Origin of the sequence: Streptomyces sp. Root1304 (genome assembly GCF_001426405.1) — a bacterium.
Taxonomy (GTDB): domain Bacteria; phylum Actinomycetota; class Actinomycetes; order Streptomycetales; family Streptomycetaceae; genus Streptomyces.
The window spans coordinates 453,884-468,775 of record NZ_LMEP01000012.1 but is presented as its reverse complement, the minus strand read 5'-3'; the positions used below and the strand labels follow the sequence as shown (position 1 = coordinate 468,775).

At 71.1% G+C, this 14,892-nt stretch carries 14 protein-coding genes and 2 tRNA genes; 3 read left to right on the top strand and 13 right to left on the bottom strand.

The window, feature by feature from the left end; genetic code table 11:
* Positions 1-21: 21 nt before the first annotated feature.
* From ASD33_RS14975 to ASD33_RS14960, 4 genes are all read right to left on the bottom strand, one after another.
* Positions 22-867, bottom strand: a complete 846-nt coding sequence (locus ASD33_RS14975) for a DegV family protein (RefSeq protein WP_056559030.1) — start codon at positions 865-867, stop codon at positions 22-24.
* A gap of 114 nt (positions 868-981) precedes the next feature.
* Positions 982-1,734 (bottom strand): collagen-like protein, encoded by a 753-nt coding sequence (locus tag ASD33_RS14970; RefSeq protein WP_056559027.1) that lies wholly within the window; start codon positions 1,732-1,734, stop codon positions 982-984.
* 121 nt (positions 1,735-1,855) lie between these two features.
* Positions 1,856-4,750, bottom strand: a complete 2,895-nt coding sequence (leuS, locus tag ASD33_RS14965; protein ID WP_056559024.1) for a leucine--tRNA ligase — start codon at positions 4,748-4,750, stop codon at positions 1,856-1,858.
* Positions 4,751-5,017: 267 nt separating this feature from the next.
* Positions 5,018-5,090: transfer RNA gene (locus tag ASD33_RS14960), tRNA-Ala, on the bottom strand.
* Between the two features lie 123 nt (positions 5,091-5,213).
* On the opposite strand from ASD33_RS14960, the gene ASD33_RS14955 reads away from it, so the two are divergent.
* The gene (locus tag ASD33_RS14955) at positions 5,214-6,434 is read left to right on the top strand and encodes a glycosyltransferase 87 family protein (protein WP_056559022.1); all 1,221 of its coding nucleotides are present in this window, start codon (positions 5,214-5,216) and stop codon (positions 6,432-6,434) included.
* Here the strand turns inward: ASD33_RS14955 and ASD33_RS14950 are convergent.
* Together ASD33_RS14950 and ASD33_RS14945 are read right to left on the bottom strand one after the other, a co-directional pair.
* On the bottom strand, positions 6,413-6,646 hold the full coding sequence (locus ASD33_RS14950) for a hypothetical protein (RefSeq protein ID WP_056559019.1): 234 nt from the start codon (positions 6,644-6,646) through the stop codon (positions 6,413-6,415). The genes ASD33_RS14955 and ASD33_RS14950 overlap by 22 nt on opposite strands.
* 71 nt (positions 6,647-6,717) lie before the next feature.
* Complete coding sequence (locus ASD33_RS14945; RefSeq protein WP_079044781.1) at positions 6,718-8,217, bottom strand: MFS transporter; 1,500 nt, start codon at positions 8,215-8,217, stop codon at positions 6,718-6,720.
* A gap of 101 nt (positions 8,218-8,318) precedes the next feature.
* Here ASD33_RS14945 and ASD33_RS14940 point away from each other — a divergent pair, with 101 nt between their 5' ends.
* Positions 8,319-9,260, top strand: a complete 942-nt coding sequence (locus ASD33_RS14940) for a helix-turn-helix transcriptional regulator (RefSeq protein WP_056559014.1) — start codon at positions 8,319-8,321, stop codon at positions 9,258-9,260.
* 3 nt (positions 9,261-9,263) lie between these two features.
* Here ASD33_RS14940 and ASD33_RS14935 read toward each other — a convergent pair.
* From ASD33_RS14935 to ASD33_RS14910, 7 genes are all read right to left on the bottom strand, one after another.
* Positions 9,264-9,336: transfer RNA gene (locus ASD33_RS14935), tRNA-Ala, on the bottom strand.
* 95 nt (positions 9,337-9,431) lie between these two features.
* Positions 9,432-10,085 carry a histidine phosphatase family protein gene (locus tag ASD33_RS14930; RefSeq protein ID WP_056559012.1) on the bottom strand — a complete coding sequence of 218 codons (654 nt, stop codon included), beginning with the start codon at positions 10,083-10,085 and terminating at the stop codon, positions 9,432-9,434.
* Positions 10,082-10,549: a ribosome silencing factor gene (gene rsfS, locus ASD33_RS14925; RefSeq protein WP_056561397.1), complete on the bottom strand. Its 468-nt coding sequence runs from the start codon at positions 10,547-10,549 to the stop codon at positions 10,082-10,084. Before rsfS ends, ASD33_RS14930 begins: the two co-directional genes overlap by 4 nt.
* An 83-nt stretch (positions 10,550-10,632) precedes the next feature.
* Positions 10,633-12,399: an LCP family protein gene (locus tag ASD33_RS14920; RefSeq protein WP_056559010.1), complete on the bottom strand. Its 1,767-nt coding sequence runs from the start codon at positions 12,397-12,399 to the stop codon at positions 10,633-10,635.
* A 19-nt stretch (positions 12,400-12,418) separates the two neighbouring features.
* On the bottom strand, positions 12,419-13,039 hold the full coding sequence (gene nadD, locus ASD33_RS14915) for a nicotinate-nucleotide adenylyltransferase (RefSeq protein ID WP_056559007.1): 621 nt from the start codon (positions 13,037-13,039) through the stop codon (positions 12,419-12,421).
* A 51-nt stretch (positions 13,040-13,090) separates the two neighbouring features.
* On the bottom strand, positions 13,091-13,252 hold the full coding sequence (locus ASD33_RS35775; protein ID WP_188270280.1) for a hypothetical protein: 162 nt from the start codon (positions 13,250-13,252) through the stop codon (positions 13,091-13,093).
* A gap of 83 nt (positions 13,253-13,335) precedes the next feature.
* On the bottom strand, positions 13,336-13,632 hold the full coding sequence (locus ASD33_RS14910; RefSeq protein ID WP_056559002.1) for a hypothetical protein: 297 nt from the start codon (positions 13,630-13,632) through the stop codon (positions 13,336-13,338).
* 128 nt (positions 13,633-13,760) lie between these two features.
* Here ASD33_RS14910 and ASD33_RS14905 point away from each other — a divergent pair, with 128 nt between their 5' ends.
* Complete coding sequence (locus ASD33_RS14905; RefSeq protein WP_056559000.1) at positions 13,761-14,885, top strand: M48 family metallopeptidase; 1,125 nt, start codon at positions 13,761-13,763, stop codon at positions 14,883-14,885.
* Positions 14,886-14,892 lie beyond the last annotated feature (7 nt).

Here is a 14,892-nt window from a genome sequence, read left to right as displayed (position 1 = left end):
TCCTCCGAGTGATGGACGGGCTCAGCGCGGTGAGACGACGACCGCGAGCAGCCCGGGTCCCGTGTGCGCGCCGATGACCGCTCCCACCTCGCTGACCTGGATCTCAGCCATCCCCGGCACACGCTCCCTGAGCCGGTCCGCGAGCGCCGCGGCCCGCTCCGGGGCGGAGAGATGATGGACCGCGATGTCGACATCGCCGGAACCCGCCCGTTCCACGGCGATCTCCTCCAGGCGCGCGATGGCCTTCGAGGCCGTACGCACCTTCTCCTTCAGTTCGATCCGTCCGCCGTCGAGTTCGAGGAGGGGTTTCACCGCGAGCGCGGAGCCGAGCAGCGCCTGCGCGGTCCCGATGCGTCCGCCCCGGCGCAGATAGTCCAGGGTGTCGACGTAGAAGTAGGCGGAGGTCCCCGCTGCGCGTTTCTCGGCGGCCGCGACGGCTTCGTCGAGCGAACCGCCGGCCTCCGCGATCCGCGCCGCCTCCAGGGCGCAGAAGCCGAGTGCCATCCCCATCATCCGGGTGTCCACCACACGTACGGGCAGCGGCGCGTCCTTCGCCGCGAGCACGGCGGCGTCATAGGTCCCGGAGACCTCGGCGGACAGATGGAGCGAGACGACACCCGTGGCCCCGGCCTCTGCGGCGTCGCGGTAGGCCTCGGCGAAGACCTCGGGGCTCGGCCGCGAGGTGGTGACGGGTCGCCTCTTCTGCAGGGCCTCGGCGAGGGCCTTGGCCGAGATCTCGGTGCCTTCCTCCAAGGCGCGGTCGCCGATGACGACGGTCAGCGGGACCGTGGTGATCGCGTGCCGCTCCCTCGTCTGGCGTGGCAGGTAGGCCGTGGAATCGGTGACGATCGCGACATGCCGGGACATGAGCGGGAGGTTACCCGCCGAGACGGCGGCGCGGCAGCCCGGCCCCCACCGGCGACACGTCGAGCGTCCGTCCGGACACCCCGCCGGGGGCTCCGGGCCTCCGCCCGAACGCCCTCAGGTGGTGGTCTCGGGGCGGGCCGACTTCTCCCAGGGGTAGGCGGCCCGACGCGGATCGGACGCCGTGATCGCCGACCGCTCACCACCGGCCCCGGCGCGCCCAGAGGGCCCGGCCTGCCCAGAGGGCCCGGCGTGCCCGGCCTGCCCGGACGGCGCCGACCCGAATTCCTCGGTGCCCGTCGCCGCCCCTGGCGCGCTCTCCGGGCGGGTCCAGTGGCGCAGTGCCCCCGCCTCGACGTCGATCTGGTCGCTCAGCGCCGACAGGTCGTCCTCGGCGAACTTCAGGGCCCGGTCCCGGGCGGCGCGCCGCAGCGCGTCGGCCGAGCTCGTGATCCGCTCGGTCCGCGCGGCGAGTTCGGGGAGCTGCCCGGCCACCCACGCCCGGTCGGGTTCCCGCTCCAGGCGCCGGAGGTCGTCGTCCAGTTCGAGCCCGTGCCCGCTGAGCCGGCGGAACAGGTCCAGCGACTCCTTCAGCGAGGCGTCCTCGCCGACACCCGCCTGGAGCGCCTCCTGCGTGGCCCGCATGGAGGTGCGCAGCGAGAGCCGGAGTCTGGCCAGCTCGCCGGGGACTCCGGTCTGGCCGAAACTCTTGGCCCGCAGCGTGGTGTCCTCGACCGTGCGCCGCGCCTGGTCGATCGTCCGGTCGACCCCGCGTTTGGCGGCCTTGACCGCCTTCACGGTGACGAAGACACCGAGCGCCACGAACGACAAGAAGAGCAGCGCCATGATCGTGATAACCGTGGCTTCCATGGGTGCCCCTCCGGCGTTCGTCGGTTCCCACTGATGTGGTCCCTCCACGGTAAACGGAACGGGCAGGCCGAGGGTTCCATCGGAACCCCCAACCTGCCCGTAGGGGAAACCCCTATGTCCGTCAGCCCGCGACGATGTTGACCAGCTTCGGCGCGCGCACGATCACCTTGCGGATCTCCGCGCCGCCCAGCGCCGCGACCACGTGCGGGTCGCCCAGCGCCAGCGCCTCCAGGTCCGCGTCGGTGATCGACGGGGAGACCTCCAGGCGGGCCCTGACCTTGCCCTTGATCTGCACGACGCAGGTCACGGTCTCGTCGACGACATAGGCCGGGTCGGCCACCGGGAAGTCCTGGTGGACGACCGAGTCGGTGTGGCCCAGCTTGCGCCACAGCTCCTCGCCGATGTGCGGGGCCAGCGGGGCGACCAGCAGCACCAGCTGCTCGGCGACCGACCGGGACAGCGCGCCGCCCGTCTTGGTCAGGTGGTTGTTCAGCTCGGTGATCTTGGCGATGGCGGTGTTGAAGCGCATCGCGGCCATGTCCTGGGCGACACCGTCGATCGCCTTGTGCAGCGCGCGCAGCGTGTCCTCGTCGGGCGCGTCGTCGACGACGGTGACCTCGCCGGTCGACTCGTCGACGATGTTGCGCCACAGGCGCTGCAGCAGCCGGTACTGGCCGATCACCGCGCGCGTGTCCCAGGGACGGGACACGTCCAGCGGGCCCATCGCCATCTCGTACAGGCGCAGGGTGTCGGCGCCGTACTCGGTGCAGATCTCGTCCGGCGTCACGGCGTTCTTCAGGGACTTGCCCATCTTGCCCAGGACGCGGCTGACCTTCTCGCCCTCGTACCAGAAGCCGCCGTCGCGCTCCTCGACCTCGGCCGCCGACACGGCGATCCCGCGCTCGTCCCGGTAGACGAAGGCCTGGATCATGCCCTGGTTGTACAGCTTGTGGAACGGCTCGGCCGAGGAGATGTGGCCCAGGTCGAACAGCATCTTGGACCAGAAGCGCGCGTACAGCAGGTGCAGCACGGCGTGCTCGGCGCCGCCGACGTACAGGTCGACGCCACCGGTCGGCATGCCCTCGCGGGGGCCCATCCAGTACTGCTCGACGGCCGGGTCGACCAGCTTCTCGTCGTTGTGCGGGTCCAGGTAGCGCAGCTCGTACCAGCAGGAACCGGCCCAGTTGGGCATGGTGTTGGTCTCGCGGCGGTAGCGGCGCGGACCGGTGCCGTCGCCCAGGTCCAGGGTGACGTACACCCAGTCCTCGTTGCGGGACAGCGGGGTCTCCGGCTGGGTGTCCGCGTCCTCCGGGTCGAAAGTGCGCGGCGAGTAGTCCTCGACCTCCGGCAGCTCCAGCGGCAGCATCGACTCGGGCAGCGAGTGGGCGACGCCGTCCTCGTCGTAGACGATCGGAAAGGGCTCGCCCCAGTACCGCTGGCGGCTGAACAGCCAGTCGCGCAGGCGGAAGTTGACCGTGCCCTCGCCGATGCCCCGGTCGGTCAGCCAGGCGGTGATCTTCTCCTTGGCCTCGACGACGCCCAGGCCATCCAGGGAGATGTCCTCGTTGGAGGAGTTGACCAGCTTCGCCTCGTACGAGGAGAAGGCCTCGTCCCAGGTCGAGGGGTCGGTGCCGCGGTCCGCGGCGGAAGCGTCGGACGCCGTGCTCGGATCCACGACGCAGCGCATCGGCAGCTCGAAGGCGCGCGCGAAGGCGAAGTCACGGCTGTCGTGCGCCGGGACGGCCATGATGGCGCCGGTGCCGTAGCCCATCAGGACGTAGTCGGCGATGAAGACCGGGACCCGCGCGCCGCTGACCGGGTTGGTCGCGAACGCGCCGGTGAAGACGCCGGTCTTCTCCTTGGCGTCGGCCTGGCGCTCGACGTCGGACTTGGAGGCGGCCTGCTTGCGGTAGGCGTCGACGGCCTCGGCCGGGGTGGCGTGACCGCCGGTCCACACGTCGTGGGTGCCCTCGGGCCACACAGCCGGAACGATCTTCTCGACCAGATCGTGCTCGGGAGCGAGGACCATGTAGGTGGCGCCGAACAGGGTGTCCTGGCGGGTGGTGAAGACCGTGATGGCGCCGGTGTCGCCGACCTGGAAGTCGACGCGGGCGCCCTCGGAGCGGCCGATCCAGTTGCGCTGCTGCAGCTTGATGGCCTCGGGCCAGTCCAGCGCGTCCAGGTCGTCCAGCAGGCGGTCCGCGTAGGCGGTGATCCGCATGTTCCACTGGCGCAGCTTGGACTTGAAGACGGGGAAGTTGCCGCGCTCGGAGCGGCCGTCGGCGGTGACCTCCTCGTTGGCCAGGACCGTGCCCAGGCCGGGGCACCAGTTGACGGGCGCGTCGGAGGCGTACGCCAGGCGGTACTCGCCCAGGACGTCGGAGCGCTCGACGGCGCTCAGCTCGCTCCACGCGCGCGTGCCGGGGACCTCACGGGTGCCGTTCTCGAACTGCTCGATCAGCTCGGCGATCGGACGGGCCCGGCCGGCCTCGCCGTCGTACCAGGAGTTGAAGATCTGCAGGAAGATCCACTGGGTCCAGCGGTAGTACTCCGGGTCGATCGTGGCGAACGACCGGCGCTTGTCGTGGCCCAGGCCCAGCCGGCGCAGCTGGACCTTCATGTTCTCCATGTTGGCCTCGGTGGACACGCGCGGGTGCGTGCCCGTCTGCACGGCGTACTGCTCGGCCGGCAGGCCGAAGGCGTCGAAGCCCAGGGTGTGCAGCACGTTGTGGCCGGTCATGCGCGCGTGGCGGGCGAAGACGTCCGTGGCGATGTAGCCGAGCGGGTGGCCGACGTGCAGGCCCGCACCCGAGGGGTACGGGAACATGTCCATGATGAACTTCTTGGGCCGGGCGGCGACCTCGGGGTCGCCCGCCAGGTCACCGGTGGGGTTCGGGGCCTCGTAGGTGCCCTCGGCGTCCCAGAAGTCCTGCCAGCGTGCCTCGATGTCGGCGGCCATGGCCGCCGTGTAGCGATGCGGGGCCGCCGTCTCGGCGGCCGTATTGATCTCGGTCATGGTCCTTGAAGCTCCATCGATCGTCTCTGCCCACTGCCACGGACTGCCGTGAAATGAAAAATCCCCTCGCACAGGAGGGGACGCCGCGCCGACTCCGACAGATGTCTGTCATCCGTCGGGACTGATCAGCGCGGCTCGGTAAGCAGAAGGCGTACGGCACGCATGGCGCCAGGGTACCGCAGGGCCCACACGGGCCGCACCGGCGTTCCGTGCGTGGACACACGAAGAAGCGGGCCACCCGATCCGGGTGGCCCGCTTTCTTTTCTGTGGAGCTAAGGAGAATTGAACTCCTGACCTCCTGCATGCCATGCAGGCGCTCTACCAACTGAGCTATAGCCCCTTGCTGTTTCCGTCTCCGTTTCGGTTTCCCTCGCGGCGACAGACAGAACATTAACCGGCTCCCCGGCAGATCTCCAAATCGATTCTCCGGACCCTCCTGACCTGCCGGGTAGGGTCGCCGACTGTGTCCGTCACCGTGCTCTCCAAAACCCGCGCCCGGCCGTGGCCCCTGGCCACCGCCGCGGCGGTCTGTCTGCTCTCGTTCGCGGCCTTCTGGGTGGCGCAACGCCTCGCCCACGTGAACATGCTCGACGTGATGGTCTACCGGGCCGAGGGCGAGACGGTCCGGGCCGGCGGCGACCTCTACGCGATGCGCGCCACCTCGGCGAACCTGGGCATGACGTATCCGCCCTTCGCGGCCCTGCTGTTCGTCCCGCTGACCCTGGTCGGCGTGCCGCTGATGCGGACGCTCACCACCGCGGGGAACCTGCTCCTGGTGGTCGCGCTGGTGCAGCTCTCGCTCCAGCTGGTCCGCCCGACGCTGTCCCGTACGGATCTGTGGCGTACGACACTGTGGGTCGCCGCGGTGGTGGTCTGGTGCGAGCCGGTGTGGACGACCCTGCGGTACGGCCAGATCAACCTGCTCATAGCGGTGGCGGTGCTCTGGGACCTCACCCGGCGCGAGGGCAGCCGCTGGGCCGGCCTGGGCATCGGACTGGCGACCGCGGTGAAGCTCACACCGGGGCTCTTCGTGGTGCTGCTGCTGGTCGCGGGGGTGCTGCTGTGGCGCCGGGACCGGGCCTGGAACCAGTGGCTGCGGACGGCGGTGACGGCGACCGGGGTGTTCCTCGGGACGACGCTGGCCGTGGCGCTCGTGCTCCCGGCGGACTCGAAGAAGTTCTGGACGGAGACCCTGTTCGAGACGGGCCGGGTCGGCTTCGCCGAGGAGACCGCCAACCAGTCGATCCGCGGGGTCCTGGCCCGGCTGATGCACACCGACGACCCGGGCATGTGGTGGGCGGTGACCGCGGCGGTCCTGGGCGGCCTGGCGATGGCGCTCGCGGTACGGGCCGCGGTGCGCGGCGACAAGGCGGTGGCGGTGGTCGTCTGCGCGTTCACGGCGCTGATGATCAGCCCGATCTCGTGGTCCCACCACTGGGTCTGGTGCGTGCCGCTGCTGATCCTGCTGGCGGACCGCGCCTCGCGCGCGTGGTCGGTGACGGGGCCGGTGGCCCTGGTCTTCGCCTCGTTCGCGCTGTGGTGGGTCCCGCACGACCCGGGCCGGCCCGAACTGGACCAGAACGCGGGACAGATGCTGCTGTCCGCCGTCTACCCGCTGACGGCGACGGCGCTGCTCGTGGGATACGCGCTGACGCTGCGGCGTCAGGCCGTCGCGAAGGAGTAGAACCGCTTGAGGGTGCAGTGCTCGTCGAGGAGCCGGCCGTAGATCGGCTCCCCCTCGAGTTCGCGGTACGTCTCGATGGGGTCGCCTTTTATGATCAGCGCCCGCGCGCACTCCTCGCACCAGTACTGGAACCCCGGGTTGACGGGTTCCATGTCGCGCACGATGGGCGTGCCGCTGCCGCACCAGTCGCACTTCCGCCTGTGTGCACCCATCAGTCAGCTCCAGCTGTGGCCGCAGGCCGTGCACCCATAGGACACCCTGCCGTTGTCGCCGAGCACTTGGGTCACCCTCCCGTCCGGATCCTCGTCCCCCTCCGGCCGTCCGATTCTGCCATGGCCTCGCAAGAGGGTCGGCGTGCTCGGCGCGGCAGCCCGGCGGCCCCGCCCACGAGCGCGGCGACGGCCAGGGCGAGGGTGGTGGTCCACAGCGCGTCGGCGGAGTCCCGGGCCCCGGGTCCGGCCACCCGGGCGAGGAAGAGGGTGCCGAACGCGGCCACCCCGATGAGCTGCCCGAGCTGGGTGACGGTGGCGAGCAGTCCGCTGGCGTCGGCGGCGTCCTCGGGCCGTACGGCGGCCAGCGCGCCGGTCAGGGCCGGTCCGAAGGCCAGCGAGACCCCGGCGCCGACCAGCCCGAGGCCGAGGGAGAGCCCCCAGCCGCCCGCGTCGCCGTCCCTGAGGACCAGGCCGACGGTGAGGGAGCCCGCGGCGGCGAGCAGGAATCCGCCCGGGACCAGCACGCGCCGCAGCCGGGCCGGCAGCCGCCGCCAGGTGAGTCCGACGGCGCCGAAGACGACGGCCGCGGGCCCGAAGGTGAGCCCGGCCCGCAACGCGCTGTGCCCGAGCCCGCCCTGCAGGTGCAGGGTGAGGGTGAACAGGAAGCCGGCGTTGACCCCCATCGCGACGGTGATCCACAGGACGGCCCGTCCCATGCCGGGGAGGCGCAGGACCCGCGGGGCGATGAGCGGTGCGCCGCCGCGCCGGGCGAGCCCGGATTCGTACGCGCAGAACAGGGCGAGCAGCACCACGGAGGCGCCGAGCGAGAGCCAGGACCACAGCGGCCAGTCCTGTTCCCGGCCGAGGACCATCGGGACGGTCAGCAGGGACACGGCGGCGGCGAGCAGGAGCAGGCCGGGCAGATCGAGGGCACGCGTGCGCGTGGACGCGGTTCCGGCGTCCCGGGGCAGGACCCGGGCGCCGAGGACGAGCAGGGCGACGCCGATCGGGACGTTGACGAGGAAGACGGGCCGCCAGCCGGTGCCGAAAAGGTCGGCGCTCACCAGGATTCCGCCGACGACCTGTCCGGCGGCGGCGCCGGTGGCCAGGACCGCGGAGTAGGCGCTGAGCGCCCGGACCCGGTGTTCGCCGGTGAAGTGGCGCTGGATGAGGCTGAGCACCTGCGGGATCATCAGGGCGGAGCCGGCGCCCTGGACGAGCCGGAAGGCGATCAACTGGCCGCTTCCGGCGGCGAGTCCGCAGGCGAGGGAGGCCGCGGTGAACAGGGCGAGGCCGGCGAGGTACGTCCGCCGGTGGCCGAGCAGGTCCCCGAGGCGTGCGCCGGTGATCAGCAACACCGCGTAGGCGATGGTGTATCCGGCGACGACGAGCTGGAGCGCGGCCCCGGACGCGGAGAGTTCCGCACGGATCGTGGGGGCGGCGACGTTGACGATGAAGACGTCGAGGAGCGCCATGAACTGGGCGGCGAGCACCACCCCGAGCAGCAGGCCGGGGCGATTGTCGGTGCCACCGTCTTTACTGAGTACGGGACGTGTTGTGGTCGAGGTCATGCGTCGAGCGTGACCTCGCCCGCATACGGGTAACGAGAGCCCGCCGATGCTGGTACTGACACCACCTGGCAGCGGCGGCACGGGGACTCGACCATGGGGGTGTGACGATCGTGGCAGCGGTACCGACACAGCGACGCCGGCGGCCGGAGCTGGCCGCGTTCCTGCGCAGCCGCCGGGCCCGGGTGACTCCGGAGGACGTCGGGATGCCGCCCGGACTCCGCCGCCGTACACCGGGGTTACGCCGTGAGGAGGTCGCCCAGCTCTCCGGGGTCGGCGTGACCTGGTACACGTGGCTGGAGCAGGGGCGCCCGATCAACGCGTCCGCGCAGGTGCTCGACGCGGTCGCCCGCACCCTGCGCCTCGACCGCCCCGAGCGCGAGCACCTCTACCACCTTGCCGAGGTGCCGTACGCCCCGGAGCGGTCCGCCGGGGACGCCCAGGTGGTCAGTCCGGAGATCCAGGGCATCCTCGACGCGCTGGAGCCGCACCCGGCGGTGCTCTACAACGCGCGGTACGACGTGCTCGCGACCAACGCCGTGTACGAGCGGCTGTTCTTCCAGGACGGGCAGACCCCGGACACCGGCCCGTTCGGCATACGCAACGTGCTGTGGGCGCTGTTCAGCGTGCCCGGCCCCCTGTGCCCGGTGGTCGACCGGAAGCGGGAGTTGCCGCTGATGGTGGCGCAGCTGCGGGGCGCGTACGGACGGCATGTGGGCGAGCCCGCCTGGGAGGAGTTCGTACGGGGTCTCGCGGAGGTCAGTCCGGAGTTCGGCCGGCTGTGGCGCAGCGGTGACGTGGTCCCGCCGGGAACACGGGTGAAGGTCTTCCGCCATGCCCGGGTGGGCGAAATCCGGTTGACCTCGGTCTCCCTCTCCGTGAACGGGATGCCGGAGTGCCGGATCGTGGCCTACACGCCCAACGACGAGGAGAGCCGCCACCGGCTCGCGTCCCTGGGCGAGGTACCGGACCCACGTGAGGCGACCGTCCCGCACCAGGTGCCGGAACGACGAATCCCGCCCCCTGCCGGGGACGGGATTCGGTGACTGTGGAGCTAAGGAGAATTGAACTCCTGACCTCCTGCATGCCATGCAGGCGCTCTACCAACTGAGCTATAGCCCCTCGTGTTCTTCGCGCTCTGCGCTGCGAACAAGAAGAACTCTAGCCTGTGACCTGCCGGAAAGTGAAATCCGGCTCCGGCAGGCCGGTCACGGGACTCAGTCGTCGTCGCCGAGGACCGGCTCGGGCAGCGTGCCCGCGTTGTGCTCCATCAGACGCCAGCCGCGGGCGCCCTCGCCCAGGACCGACCAGCAGCAGTTCGAGAGGCCGCCCAGGCTCTCCCAGTGCTCGGCCTCCAGACCCAGGAGCCGGCCGATGGTGGTGCGGATCGTGCCGCCGTGGCTGACCACGACGAGCGTCCCGTCCACGGGGAGCTTGTCGGCGTGCCGGAGGACCACCGGGGCGGCCCGGTCGGCCACCTCGGTCTCCAGCTCGCCGCCGCCCCGGCGCACGGGCTCGCCGCGCTTCCAGGCGGCGTACTGCTCGCCGTACCGCCCCACGATCTCCTCGTGGGTCAGCCCCTGCCACTCCCCCGCGTACGTCTCGCGCAGCGCGGAGTCGTGGTCGACGGTGTGACCGGTCAGCGCGGCCAGCTCCGTGGCGGTGGCCGCCGCCCGCTTCAGGTCGGAGGCCACGATGGCGTCCGGCTTCAGCGCGGCGAGCAGCCGGGCGGCCCGGCGCGCCTGGGCGACGCCGGTCTCCGTCAGCTCGATGTCGGTCGAGCCCTGGAAGCGGCGCTCCAGGTTCCAGGAGGTCTGGCCGTGGCGCCAGAGGACGATGCGGCGGCCGGTGCCGCCCTTGGTGGTGCTCAGCTGAGCTCACCGTCCGGTCCGTCGGGCAGGCCGGCGGCGTGGGCGGAGAGGTCGACACCGGTGAGCTCGGCGTGCTCGGCGCCCTTGCCGCGGGTGTTCGCCGCGTCCTCGGGAAGCGGCAGCTCGGGGCAGTCCTTCCACAGCCGCTCCAGGGCGTAGAAGACCCGCTCCTCGCTGTGCTGGACGTGGACGACGATGTCGACGTAGTCCAGCAGGATCCAGCGGGCGTCGCGGTCGCCCTCACGGCGGACCGGCTTGGCGCCGAGGTCCTTGTTCAGGCGCTCCTCGATCTCGTCGACGATCGACTTGACCTGGCGGTCGTTGGGCGCGGAGGCGAGCAGGAAGGCGTCGGTGATCGACAGCACATCGCTGACGTCGTACGCGATGATGTCGTGCGCGAGCCGGTCGGCGGCCGCCTGAGCGGCGGCGTTGACGAGTTCGATGGAACGATCCGTGGCGGTCACAAGCAGGCTTTCGTCGGCGGTCCAGTACCCCTCCAGGGTCTCACGGACCGCCGACGCCACCGCCAACGTTTTCCGGGGCGCCCCTACCGGGCCCCCTTGACCACGTAGTCCTGGCCCAGGATCACGGTCACCGAGGCCGCTCCGGAGGGCTTGCCCCTGGTGACGGAGCCGGTCGGCAGGCCCAGTGTCTTGGCCACCTCGACCGCCGTCGCCTTCTGGGCCTCGTCACCGTAGACGACCTGCGACTTCTCCTGGGTGGCCGTCTCCACGCCGCCCGTGAAGGCGTAGCCGCCGTTGATCAGGACGACCCGGGCCGACTCGGTGGCGTTCTTGCCGGAGCCGTCCCTGACCGAGATCCGGGGCACGTCGTCGGCCTTGGGGGCGGTGACCTTTCCGCCGAGGATGTCCTTCACCACACTGTCGGCGGCGCCCTCGGTCAGCGAGCCGTCCTGGCCCACCGGGAGCAGGGCCGTCTTGTACGCGCCGATCTTGGCGTGGTCGGCGAGCCTGGCCAGGGAGGCGGCCAGGTCCTTCTCCGGGAGCGAGGGGTCCAGGATCTGCTGGAGGGTCTGGATGGTGACCGTGGCGGCCTCGGGGTCGGAGGAGAACTTCCGCAGCACGCCGTACATGACCTGGCCGAAGCGCTGGAGCTGCTTGGCCTCGGCCTCTCCGGGGCCCCGGTAGGTCGCGTAGGCGACGGCGGCGCGCCCGTTCAGGGTCTGCTTCTCGCCCTTCCTGACGAGCGGCTCGGCGCCCTTCTTGGTGTCGGGCACGTCCGTGTCGGTGTCGACCTCGATGCCGCTGACGGTCTCGACGAGGTTCTCCAGGTACGGGGTGTCCAGGCGCCAGGTGCCGGTGATCGTGGTGCCGAGGAGGTTGTCGACCGCCTCCCGGGTGCCGCCGGACCCGTCCTCCTCGACCGACTTGCCGAGCGTGGTCGCGGCGCCCTCGTCGTCGGCGACGACGACGGAGTTGGGGATGAGGACCGTGTTGCCCTGGCGGGTGGTCGCGTTGTCCACGAGGAGGGCGGTGGAGGTGCCGCCGTTCTTGGTGTCGTGGAGGTGGACGACGATCATGTCGCGCTTCTGCGGACCGGTCGCGGCGGCGCCGCCCTTCTCCTCGCCGTCGGAGGATCCGGGGAGCAGGCCGGCGGACCAGAGGTAGCCGACGCCGCCCGCGACCGCGAGGACGAGGACGACGACCAGCGCGACGACCCGGTTGCGGCCCTTGCGCCGGGCCTCCTCGCGTCGCTCGGAACGGCTCTCGGTGAACTTGAGCCAGTCGATGACGTCCTCGGAGTCCTCGTCGGGCTCCTCGATGAACGAGAACTGCTCGGTGCGGTAGTCCCGGTCGTCACCGCCGTCCGGCCGGGCCGGGGTGGACCGCTCGGACGCTGGGCGCTGCCCGGGGACCCCGGCGGGGGCCGCGACGGACGTGGCCGGCGGCGCCTGTACGGGAGCGGGCGCGGCGGCCTGGGCGGGCGCGGGGGCCTGGGCGGGCTCGGCCTGGACGGCCCACTGCTGCCCGGTGTCCTGGGAGGGGTAGGCGTATCCCTGCTGCTGCCCGTAGGGGTCGTACGCGTCGTACGAGGGCTGCTGCGGGGGCGCGGGCCGCTGCGGGGCGTAGGGGTCGTAGCCGTACGCCTGCTGCGGCGGGTGGCCCTGCTGGGGCTGCTGCGGCTGATGCGCCTGCTGCTGACCGCCGTACGGGTCGTACTGCTGCTGCCCGGGAGCCTGCTGGGGCGCCTGTGGCTGCTGCGACTGCTGGTACACCGGCTGCCCGTACGCGTCGTAGCCGATGATCTGCGGCTGCGGATAGTACGGATCGTACGGATGCTGCTGATCGTTCACCGGTGCCCCTCCCCGAAGCTCACTCGCCGCGGTACAGCTGGCGTTTGTCGATGTAGCGCACCACGCCGTCCGGGACCAGGTACCAGACGGGGTCGCCCTGCCCGACCCTCGCACGGCAGTCGGTGGAGGAGATGGCGAGCGCGGGGATCTCGACCAGCGAGACCCCGCCCTTGGGCAGTCCGTCGTCGGTGAGGTCGTGGCCCGGCCGGGTGACGCCGATGAAATGGGCGAGCGAGAACAGCTCCTCGGCGTCGCGCCAGGTGAGGATCTGCGACAGCGCGTCGGCCCCGGTGATGAAGAAGAGGTCCGAGTCGCTGTTGAGGGAGCGCAGATCCCGCAGGGTGTCGATGGTGTACGTGGCACCGCCGCGGTCAATGTCGATCCGGCTGACCGAGAACTGCGGGTTGGACGCGGTGGCGATCACCGTCATCAGGTAACGGTCCTCGGCCGCCGACACGGCCTTGTCGCTCTTCTGCCACGGCTCCCCGGTCGGCACGAACACCACCTCGTCGAGGTGGAACAGGGCGGCGACCTCGCTGGCCGCCACCAGGTGTCCGTGGTGGATCGGGTCGAAGGTTCCGCCCATCACGCCGAGTCGGCGCTTCCCGCGCCCGCCAGTAGGCACTTCCTGCTCTCCCATGCGTGCAGAGCCTACTGGCACGGCAGCGGACGCCGGATCAGGGTCGCCGGTTCAGCGGTCGCGGTTGAAGCGGGTGGTGATCCACAGCAGCAGGAGCAGGGCACCGAAGGCACCGAAGCCGGTGAGGTAGGGGCTGAGGCTTTCGTGGTTGCCGCCGTGCTCGGCGCCCTCGGCGAGAGAGACCAGGTTGGCGGCGGTGCTGTGGAGGCTCATCTTCGACAGACCTATCGATCGGGGATGGGAGCGGAGACTTCGCGCACATCGTATGCGGGCGGTCCGGACGGGCTCACGCCGACTCAGGCGTTCGCGTCGCGCTCCGTGTTGCCGTCGGCGGCGGTGGCGCGGTCACCGGCGGCGTTCGCGGTGCCGGCTCCGGGGGTGGCGGCGGCGTTCCCGGCGTCACCGGCGCGCTCGGTGTCGGCCGTGCCCTCGGTGTCGGCCGTGTCGTCGGTGCGGTAGCCCCGCAGGAGGAACCAGGCGAGCAGGGCGCCGCCCACGATCGAGACGAGCAGCACGATGCGGAGCGTGTTGCCCGGCCCCTGCTGTGCGGCGGCCGCGAGCAGATCGGCTGCGGCGTCGACGGTGTCCGGCATGTCGGTCGTGCTCCTCGGTCGTCCGTGGTGCCCGAGTTATCCACAGGCCCCGGCACACGGTAGCGCCAGCGCCTAGGGTGGGTTCAGTCAGGGGGACGAGCACCGACTCGTACGAACAGGGGGCATCCATGACCGAGAACGACCAGGGGAACGTGCCGAGCAGGCAGCGGAAGCGGTTCCCCGGCATCTCCTCGCGGGCCTACGAGCATCCGGCCGACCGCTCGGCGCTGGTGGCGCTGCGCAAGCTCAGCGGCTTCGACACGGTCTTCAAGGCGCTCAGCGGGCTGCTGCCCGAGCGCAGCCTGCGACTCCTCTTCCTCTCGGACTCCGTCCGGGTGAGCGACGCGCAGTTCAGCCATCTCAACGACATGCTGAGGGACGCCTGTTACATCCTGGACCTGGAGAAGGTCCCGCCGATGTACGTGACCCAGGACCCGAAGCCCAACGCGATGTGTATCGGCCTCGACGAGCCGATCATCGTCGTCACGACCGGTCTGGTGGAGCTCCTCGACGAGGAGGAGATGCGGGCGGTCGTCGGCCACGAGGTCGGACACGCCCTTTCGGGGCACTCCGTCTACCGCACGGTGCTGCTCTTCCTCACCGGCCTGGCACTCAAGATCGCCTGGATCCCGCTGGGGAACGTCGCGATCACGGCCATCGTGACGGCGCTGCGCGAGTGGTTCCGCAAGTCCGAGCTGTCCGCCGACCGGGCGGGCCTCCTCGTCGGGCAGGACGTGCAGGCCTCGATGCGCGGCCTGATGAAGCTCGCCGGAGGCAACCACCTCCACGAGATGAACGTGGACGCGTTCCTCGCCCAGGCCGACGAGTACGAGAAGGCCGGGGACCTGCGGGACTCGGTCCTGAAGATCCTCAACGTGCTGCCGCGCACGCACCCCTTCGCCACCGTCCGGGCGGCGGAGCTGAAGAAGTGGTCGGAGAGCCGCGACTTCCAGCGGATCATGGACGGTCACTACCCGAAGCGCTCGGAGGACAAGGACACCTCCGTCACGGACTCCTTCCGCGAGTCGGCCGGGCACTACGCCGACACGGTGAGGACCAGCAAGGATCCGCTGATGAAGCTGGTCGGGGACATAGCCGGCGGCGCCGGTGACCTCGCGGGTGACCTCGGCGGGCGACTGCGCAACCGCTTCGGCGGCAGCGGTCAGGGCGGCCCCAAGCAGGCGCCCGACGGCGGACCGACCGACGGCACCGAGGACGACGGCAGCCGGGGCGACGGGGACGCCAAGAAGTAGCACCCGC

Excerpts from the sequence above, each read along its gene's own strand:
- ASD33_RS14950 (WP_056559019.1), bottom strand. The coding sequence starts at position 6,646 with ATGGGTGCACACAGGCGGAAGTGCGACTGGTGCGGCAGCGGCACGCCC.
- ASD33_RS14910 (WP_056559002.1), bottom strand. The coding sequence starts at position 13,632 with ATGCCGGACACCGTCGACGCCGCAGCCGATCTGCTCGCGGCCGCCGCA.
- ASD33_RS14970 (WP_056559027.1), bottom strand. The coding sequence starts at position 1,734 with ATGGAAGCCACGGTTATCACGATCATGGCGCTGCTCTTCTTGTCGTTC.
- ASD33_RS14945 (WP_079044781.1), bottom strand. The coding sequence starts at position 8,217 with ATGACCTCGACCACAACACGTCCCGTACTCAGTAAAGACGGTGGCACC.
- ASD33_RS35775 (WP_188270280.1), bottom strand. The coding sequence starts at position 13,252 with ATGAGCCTCCACAGCACCGCCGCCAACCTGGTCTCTCTCGCCGAGGGC.
- ASD33_RS14905 (WP_056559000.1), top strand. The coding sequence starts at position 13,761 with ATGACCGAGAACGACCAGGGGAACGTGCCGAGCAGGCAGCGGAAGCGG.
- ASD33_RS14975 (WP_056559030.1), bottom strand. The coding sequence starts at position 867 with ATGTCCCGGCATGTCGCGATCGTCACCGATTCCACGGCCTACCTGCCA.
- nadD (WP_056559007.1), bottom strand. The coding sequence starts at position 13,039 with ATGGGAGAGCAGGAAGTGCCTACTGGCGGGCGCGGGAAGCGCCGACTC.
- leuS (WP_056559024.1), bottom strand. The coding sequence starts at position 4,750 with ATGACCGAGATCAATACGGCCGCCGAGACGGCGGCCCCGCATCGCTAC.